Annotated in this window: 8 protein-coding genes; 3 read left to right on the plus strand and 5 right to left on the minus strand. The window is 43.5% G+C overall.

Features of this window, described 5'->3' with window-relative positions; genetic code table 11:
- Positions 1-13: 13 nt before the first annotated feature.
- Entirely contained in the window at positions 14-688 is a 675-nt protein-coding gene (gene yjjG, locus A1QC_RS08995; protein ID WP_017023900.1) for a pyrimidine 5'-nucleotidase, read from the plus strand.
- 143 nt (positions 689-831) lie between these two features.
- On the opposite strand, the gene A1QC_RS09000 is transcribed toward yjjG, so the two are convergent.
- The 4 genes from A1QC_RS09000 to A1QC_RS09015 form a co-directional block, all read right to left on the minus strand.
- Positions 832-1,710 (minus strand): NAD(P)-dependent oxidoreductase, encoded by an 879-nt coding sequence (locus A1QC_RS09000; RefSeq protein ID WP_017023901.1) that lies wholly within the window; start codon positions 1,708-1,710, stop codon positions 832-834.
- A 150-nt stretch (positions 1,711-1,860) separates the two neighbouring features.
- Positions 1,861-3,051, minus strand: coding sequence for an MFS transporter (locus tag A1QC_RS09005; RefSeq protein WP_017023902.1), 1,191 nt, complete (start codon positions 3,049-3,051; stop codon positions 1,861-1,863).
- A 29-nt stretch (positions 3,052-3,080) separates the two neighbouring features.
- Positions 3,081-4,622 carry an ABC-F family ATP-binding cassette domain-containing protein gene (locus A1QC_RS09010; protein WP_017023903.1) on the minus strand — a complete coding sequence of 514 codons (1,542 nt, stop codon included), beginning with the start codon at positions 4,620-4,622 and terminating at the stop codon, positions 3,081-3,083.
- Positions 4,623-5,082: 460 nt separating this feature from the next.
- Entirely contained in the window at positions 5,083-5,835 is a 753-nt protein-coding gene (locus tag A1QC_RS09015; protein ID WP_017023904.1) for an SDR family oxidoreductase, read from the minus strand.
- 172 nt (positions 5,836-6,007) lie between these two features.
- Between A1QC_RS09015 and A1QC_RS09020 the strand changes: the two genes are divergently transcribed.
- On the plus strand, positions 6,008-6,256 hold the full coding sequence (locus tag A1QC_RS09020) for a hypothetical protein (protein ID WP_017023905.1): 249 nt from the start codon (positions 6,008-6,010) through the stop codon (positions 6,254-6,256).
- Between the two features lie 60 nt (positions 6,257-6,316).
- Here A1QC_RS09020 and A1QC_RS09025 read toward each other — a convergent pair whose 3' ends face one another.
- Entirely contained in the window at positions 6,317-7,240 is a 924-nt protein-coding gene (locus A1QC_RS09025; RefSeq protein ID WP_026025667.1) for a LysR family transcriptional regulator, read from the minus strand.
- An 87-nt stretch (positions 7,241-7,327) separates the two neighbouring features.
- Between A1QC_RS09025 and A1QC_RS09030 the strand changes: the two genes are divergently transcribed.
- Positions 7,328-8,524 (plus strand): multidrug effflux MFS transporter, encoded by a 1,197-nt coding sequence (locus A1QC_RS09030; protein ID WP_017023907.1) that lies wholly within the window; start codon positions 7,328-7,330, stop codon positions 8,522-8,524.
- Positions 8,525-8,606: the final 82 nt, after the last annotated feature.

Raw genomic sequence — 8,606 nt, forward strand, 5'->3', positions numbered from 1 at the left:
ATAAGGAGTCACCATGAAGTACGATTGGATTTTTTTTGATGCGGACGAAACCTTGTTCCATTTTGATGCTTTCAAAGGTTTGCAGTTGATGTTTGAGCGCAAAGGCGTCGATTTCAACGAGCAAGATTTTGCCACTTATCAAGAGGTAAATAAGCCACTTTGGGTAGATTATCAAAATGGTGATATCACCGCCGATCAATTAAAGCATACTCGTTTTGAATTCTGGGCAAACAAACTCGGTACCACTCCAGCCGAACTCAATTCTGCTTTTTTGGACGCTATGGGTGATATTTGTTCAGTACTGCCAGGAGCCAAAGAATTGATGGCTTCTTTAGTGGGCAAAGCTCAAGTTGGCATTATCACTAATGGTTTTACCGATTTACAAGCGATTCGTCTGGCTCGCACCGGTATGGATCAATATGTAAAGCATGTGATCATTTCTGAACAAGTCGGCATGGCAAAACCGGATGTCGCGATTTTTGAGCATGCCCTAGAACGCGTAGGTAACCCATGTAAAACACGAGTACTTATGGTTGGTGATAACTTGCATTCCGATATACTTGGCGGATTAAACTTTGGAATAGAGACGTGTTGGTTAAACCCACATGGCGTAAACGCAACAGATGAAATTAAGCCACATTATACCGTCCGTTCGTTAAGCGAATTAAACGATATTCTGCACGCATAATCTTCACAAAGAATGGATCATAAAATCATCAAGGCTCGCCTCATTTAAACCACTTTAATTAAAAAAGCCCGATTACAGTGTGTATTTCGCCACACTGTAACCGGGCTTTTATCCAAGTAAAGTCAATTGGATATAGACTTAAATTACTTCTCTAATTTTAGGAAGTAATCGAAGATTTCTGGAACGTTACCGTTACCTAGGCCAGCATCGAATGCCGCTTGTAGGTTAGCAGAAGAACCTTCAGCAATCTTAGACTCAGTACCTAAATCTTCTACCATTTGTAGGAAGTAACCAAGGTCTTTGTTCGCATTTGCGATTGAGAAACCTAAATCACTCACGCCATCTACAGCGTAGTTTTTACAGAACTGCATGAAAGGTGAATTAGAAGGACCTGTAGACATAATTTCGAACAATTGTTGACGATCAACACCTGCGCGATCAGCAACAGCAAACGCTTGAGACATAGCACAAACCGTTGTCATACCCATGAAGTTATTCACTAATTTAGTTGTATGACCCGCGCCAAGCTCACCTAAATGGAATACGTTTTCGCCTTGCTCTTCAAGAACTGGCTTAACTTTTTCAAACGTTGCCTTATCACCAGCTGCCATGATGTTCAATAAACCATCTTTTGCGTGAGCAGGAGTACGGCCTAAAGGAGCATCGATCATGCCTGCGCCTTTCTTAGCAAGGTCAGCACCGATTTTACGAGTAGACGCTGGGATTGATGTACCGAAATCAACCAATACAGCACCTTCTTTAATACCCGCTAGGATGCCGTCTTCAGCATAAACTAACTTTTCAACAACAACAGAAGTCGTTAGGCAAAGCATCACGATATCACTAGACTCAGCCAGTTCTTTTGCTGAACTCGCTTCTTTAGCACCACGAGCAACACACGCTGCAACAGCTTCTTTGTTGAGATCCATTACATTCAGCTCGTAGCCTCTGTTTTGTAGGTTTTCAACCATGTTGCCGCCCATAAGGCCAAGACCGATGAAACCGATGACTGGTTTAGTCATAACTAACTCCTAATTGCACTATTGTATGATTAATATGGTTTGAATATATACGTCTCGTTCTATTTAATCAATCCTTGTGTCCTTAAAATTATTACAAGGTTTGAATTCTGTGACCTCATCGGTAATTCAGGAAGTGGATAATTAAAAATTCTATCGTGAATTTTTCTTTATAGGACGCAAAACCACAATCGCTGCCCCGAATAACAAAATAGCAAGCATCGCCATTCCTGTTGGGCCGAAGCTATAAGCAAACCCTGCAATGCCAGACCAAATCGCCACACCAATATGCATCATCGTCATGCCCATCGACATCAATACACCACGATGAGCTGCCGATAATTCTGCAATATAACTTTGCAATGCAGGCGAACCAATACCACCAGCCATTGACCATAACGCCAAAGGTAAAAGGACAATAGTCCAACTTTCTGCTGGGTAAGCATAGAAGCCAACACTCACAACTAAGCATACAAATAAGGCAACTCTCATCACCTGGCGACCACTTTCAAAATGCCCAACGACACGAGGCATCAACATATTACCAATGACACTTATCACACCCAAAGCGGCATATAAGCTTCCAACGGCCCACATCGGCATATCTAAAGTATCGCGTAAATGCTGACCAACAAGATTAAACAAGCCAATGCCTCCACCAAGGCCAAAGCACATCGCAAGCAAAGCACCAGCCGCGCCCGGTATCGCCCATATTTTAATCGATTGACCTTGAGCTATACTTGTTTGATCCTCGGGCTGTTGATTAAGTTTATCCATCGGTTGTTGAGCAGCATCTTCCATTGATGCCTTATGAGCCGACAATACTGCAAGCGCTACCGCCACACACCAAGCGCACACACCAAGGACAATAAAAGCTGCACGCCAAGAAAGCCATTGTGCCAACACCGCTCCTACCGCTGGGCTCGATATCATGCCCAACGTCAAGCCAGCTTGAACCCAAGCTATTCTTTTCATTGCGTCTGCACCAGAATCGTCAGCCGCCATCGCAAAAGCAATCGGCAACATGCCCGCACTCGCAAGCCCAGTAAGCACTCGTGTCGTTAATCCCCATTCAAACGTATCAACCATCCCGGTCGAAATAGACGCTGCGCCAAACAATATCGCAGCAGGTAACATCACTTTTAAGCGACCAAGGCGATCAGATAGCGCACCTAATGTCGGCGCAACGATCGCCAAGGCCACACTGTAAGCAGTAATAAATAACGTAACTCGTTCAGGCTCAACGCCCAAATCATTGCCAATTGGAATCAAAATAGGCCCAAGCATCAATTCGTCAGCACCCACAAGAAAAGCAATAAAGAACAACAATACTTTTAATAACATTAGATTTAACCTTTCATTCTCTTTGTCTATTAAGCAATAACCATAGATTGAATATTCACCACACGATCCGGCCAATCAGCAACGAAGCTTTGTTCATGCGAAACCACAATCACAGTGCCAGAATAGGCCACCAAAGCCTGTTTAAGCGCCTCTTTTACCGTGATATCCAAATGAGTGGTCGGTTCATCAAGCACTAATAAATTCGTCGGGTTTAATGCTAAGCGGCATAACTTCACCTTAGTTTGCTCACCACCACTTAACGATTCAATAGGTTGTATCGCTAATTTACCTGACACACCAAAACGTGCGAGCTGTTGCCTAGCCGTCTTATCATCCATCCCATTACAAGCTGATTTGATTAAATTCACAGGAGTCATCTCAGGGTAAGGCCAATGTAATTCTTGCTCAAAATACCCCAACTTAAGGCCAAGTGATAATTCTACTCGCCCGAATAATGGCGCTAATTCACCTACCAAGGTTTTTAATAATGTTGATTTACCAATACCATTAAACCCCGTAATCGCCACCTTTTCGCCACGCGCAATGTTAAGCGTCATGGCTGGCATTAATGGTTGGGAATACCCAATCATCAGATCCGATGTTTTAACTACCTCTTGCGTATTTAAGGCAGCACTTTTAAACATAAAAGATATCGTTTTATATTGCTCTGGAGCAGCAAGACGCTCGATACGTGTAAGCTGTTTCTTTCGTCCATTCGCAATGCTGGCATTCACACCTGCACCATTTTTTGCAATAAACGATTCTAGCTTTTCAATATGCTTTTTCTGAGCTTGGTATTGCTTCACATAAGCCGCATCGTCATTGGCTTTTTGAGCCATGGATTTCTCGACATTTCCCTTATATTTCCGGATAGTTTGCCTATCGATATCGCAAATATGGGTTGCAATACTGTTTAAGAAAGCCTGATCGTGCGACACCACCATAAAGGCACCTTCAAAACCATTGAGATACTCAACTAACCAGCGAATGTGTACAACATCTAAATAGTTGGTTGGCTCATCAAGCAACAAAACATCGGGTGACATTAATAATAAGGTCGCCAACATCACCTTATGACGTTGCCCTCCACTTAATTGTGCCAACTGTGTGTGCATGCCAAACGCCACAATCCCCAAACCTTCCGCCACGGCATCAATTTTATTATCAATCCCATAAAATGATTGGCTTTCTAATTGAGTCTGGATAACAGCGGCTCGATTTAAATGGCTCTGACTTGTGCTTTTTTCCAAGCAAGCATAAATGCTCATCATTTCCGCTTCGAGTAAATACAACTCAGAAAATGCTGTTCGTAAGTAATCACGCACCGAAACTAACCCATCCATTTGCGCGTGTTGGTCTAGATACCCTATTTTGATGGAAGGTTGCCAAATGATGTCACCAGAATCAGGTAACAACTCGGTTTGAAGTAGTTTTAGCAACGTACTTTTACCAACACCATTAGCGCCAGTAATTCCGACATGTTCACCAGCAAAAAGGCTGAAATCAGCGTGTTGATATAATGTTTTCTCACCAATATGGTAAGTCAAATTTTGAATATTTAATAAACTCATGTTTTACACCAAAAAAACGAGGGGCGGCATGTAACACACCGGCCCCTCGCTTCAAAAATCATTGAAACTTTGTTTATGACGAATCACAAAAACAAAAAAGGCCGACGATGAAGTTCATCGTCGGCCTAGTTTCTGTAATGATCAGATATAAGTATCCCTTCCCTTATTTTAGGGGGATCACTTAATACCTGATGAAGATTCAGAAAACATCAAGCTCCGAGCAACACTTCATCGTGATAGTGCGCGGAGCAAAGTCTCCTAACAAAGTTCTTAAATAGAATGTAAAACATTACAGATAACCACAAAATTGAATTGATGCGAATTCTAATTAAATACATTTAATTGGTCAATGGTATTAGAGCTACCACCTTATCAACCAAGCCGGAACCACAGACAATCTGAATTAACTGTTTAACCGCAAAGGTAGCGAAACTATTTGAGAACATCTATACGGATTACACTACAGACCGCCAGATAAATCTAAGTAGTTCCCTGTTGAAAATGACGACTTTTCTGAAGCGAGCCAATAAATGGCTTCGGCTACTTCTTCAGGCTGCCCTCCTCTTTGCATCGGAATCACACCTTTTAACCTTTCGATTCGATCCGGCTCTCCACCATCGGCATGCATGTCGGTATAAATTAGCCCTGGACGTACACAATTCACTCGAATGCCTTCTGCGGCGACTTCTACAGACAAGCCTTTCGTTAAAGTATCAATCGCGCCTTTTGACGCAGCATAATCAATATACTCATTAGGCGATCCAGAACGAGAAGCGACTGAAGAAACATTCACGATCACGCCACCTTGACCGCCATGCAGCGTAGACATACGCTTAACCGCTTCACGGCAACATAAAAAATAGCTCGTCACATTATTCGTAAGAATCGTGTTGATCCGATCTGCCGTCATATCGACAAGGCGTGATTGTTTTTTCAAAATACCCGCATTATTCACAAGAACAGATAACGTGCCTAACTCTCGATCAACCGTAGCAAACAATCGATTCACATCGTCTTCGCAAGAAACATCCGCTTGAACGCAAATACACTTCCCACCTTCCATGGTAATGGCTTCGGCGAGTTGGTTAGCGGCTTCTGCATTCGATTTATAATTAATGCAGACTGCGTATCCCTTTTTCGCAAAAAGTTTAGCGGTTGCAGCGCCAATGCCACGCCCACCACCAGTGATTATTGCCACTTTTTGAGTGTTCAAAATACTATCCTTATATGCCAATGTGGAAACTTCATCCTATGCAGGACAGGCTAAGTATCATGCCGTAATTAATGCGTTTTTCAAATCCATAATTTATCCACTCGGCCAGAACTGGTATCCTACACCTAAGTAACTTGGGTATAGGCCCATCAGATTTAGCAGAGAACAAAATATGATTGATGATAACAAGGTAATTGAAACCCTAGACGAGCTTTCTGAGTTTTTACGTGTCGTGGAAAACGGCGGCTTAGGGCTAGAGAATGTTACTGGTATCGCACTGGCGACAAACAACAGTAATGGTCGCCCGTTTGTGGCTGTTCTTGATGATAAACATCAGCTATTACTTGGCCGCTGGGTCACCCAAGATGTGTTCGATAATGGCAAAGATCTTGTTCGTAAAGGGACAAAAAAGCCGCATTAATTTGAATAACGGTAACAAAGGGTGGAGATGATTCTCGCCCTTTGTTATATCGAAAAGTAGCTAAACCACCTGCACATCTTTTTCACTTTCCAAGCGCTGCTTTAAATACTCCACAAACAACTGAGTGCGGGTATGTTCATAATCTAACTTGGGATAGTACGCATACACCCGCGTGTGTTCTGAAGTCACATTCGGTAAAACTCGAACCAACTCACCCCGTTGGATTTCTTCTTGCAGCATCACTTGATTCGATAAAATGATCCCCATGCCACGTTTGGCACTGTGAAATAACGCTTCAGGATTCGTGGTGGAGAAATTCCCCCTAAGGCGCACTTTCTTTGTTCGATCGCCAACTTTTGATTCGCCAACGGCAGATAAGCGCACTTCCCTTTCTACTTTCTCGCCCCAAATCAGCATATTATGCCGAGCCAGATCATCGACCGTTTGTGGCTCTCCATGCTCTTTCAAATAACTCGGAGCGGCATAAAAGCCGGATTGATAATCCACTAAAGGCGCTGCGCGAAAACTTAAAGTATCCAAATTTTCAATTTCGCGTCCAATATAAATATCAAAACTCAATTCAGGTAATTGCCCGGGCAGAGTGGTGATCAATTGGACTTTAATTTGCGGGTATTGACGCAAAAAATCATCCACATAGCGCATGAAAAATTTCGATCCTAACGCCAAGGTCGCGCCGACTCTCAGCATACCTGTTGGAGCTTGGTTAACTGAGCGTGTTTCATCCACCAACGATTGCCATTGCTCTAGCTGCGCCTTTCCTCGCTGATAGAACATAGCCCCGGCTTCGGTTTGGCTTAACGAACGCGTGGTGCGTTTAAGTAATTGCACACCAATGCGCTGCTCTAAAAAGTGGATGCGCTTGCTTACCGCCGAACTGGTCGTGTTGAGCTTGCGAGCCGCTTGGTTAAAACTGCCCTCTTCCACTACTTTAATGTAGGTTCTTACCGACTCGATCCAATCCATAATACGCCCCATTCTTTCCTATAAAGACCCAATCTCTTTCCTACTCGGTCTATTATCATTTTATATTCACCAAAGTACACTAGTTGCATGAAAACAGAAACGATCAATGCCTTTAAAAAAACACCTCTTTTGCTCGCTATGATGATCATTGCAACGGGTCAAGTTGGTGTGAGTATTTATCTGCCTTCTTTGCCGTTAATCAGCCATGATCTAGCGGTATCTCAAGCCCAAGTTCAGTCTATAGTCACTTTCTTTTTGGTCAGCTTTGGTTTATCTCAACTGTTTTATGGCCCACTTTCCGATGCGATTGGTCGCCGTCCTGTCTTCTTACTCGGTCAAGGGGTTTACCTTATTGGCACGCTTATTTGTGTATTGTGGGCAAATAGTTTTGATGCCCTATTGTTCGGGCGCTTATTACAAGGCTTAGGCGCGGGCAGTGCATCGGTATTGGGGCGCAGCGTTCTGCGAGACAGCTACAACGGTGCTGATCTCACCAAGGCGTTATCTTACCTTTCGATCACCGCCTCCATTCTTCCCATTGTGTCACCTGTTTTTGGCGGCTGGGCTGCATACCATTTTGGTTGGCAAAGCGTATTTAGTGCGGTGCTCATTTACTTAATCGCGATTGTGACACTCGGCTGGAAAGTATTGCCAGAAACCTTGCCCTACCCCAAAAGCCGTTTTAGCCCAGTGAAAGTCATAAAAGGCTACGGCGAGCTGATCACTAGCCAACAAGTGATCACCAGCGCCAGTTATAACTGGATCAGCTATTTAGGGGCGGTGGTATCTTTATCGGTTTTGCCTTTCTTACTGCAACAACAATTAGGCATGACGGTATCTGAATATGGACAAGCGATGATCATCCCATCGGCGGGCTTATTGATTGGTAGCATTACGGTAAGCCGATTAAATCGCTATTGCTCAAAAACACAGTTGCTCAGCTTAGCGTTTAGTTTGATGGCAATTGCCGGTATCTGGTTATTAGCCATGCCATTAGCGGTAATGAATTTGATCATTGGTTTTACCATTTTAACCATTGCGCAAGGCATGAGCTTTCCTATTTCAATGTCGCTACTGTTGGAGCCTCACCCTAATCGAGTCGGCGCAGTCTCCGCGCTTTCCGGCTCCATTCAAATGTGTATTGCAGGCTTCTTTGGTGAGTTTTTAGTACGGCATTTTATCGCTACTCAAATCGATTTAGGTGTGTTTTATTTGATGAGCACATTGATTATGGTGAGTGTTTTAGCCATTAGCCGAAAAGAGCAAGTAGTAACGGTGGAGTGATGTGGTTATCTCAGTGGAAATAGTGGAGAAGAACGCAAGGTGTTAGCAACCCCTCAGTTAGTCATCCCGGAAACGAGGCACG

The organism is Vibrio rumoiensis 1S-45 (assembly GCF_000286955.2).
In the GTDB taxonomy this organism is placed as follows: domain Bacteria; phylum Pseudomonadota; class Gammaproteobacteria; order Enterobacterales; family Vibrionaceae; genus Vibrio; species Vibrio rumoiensis_A.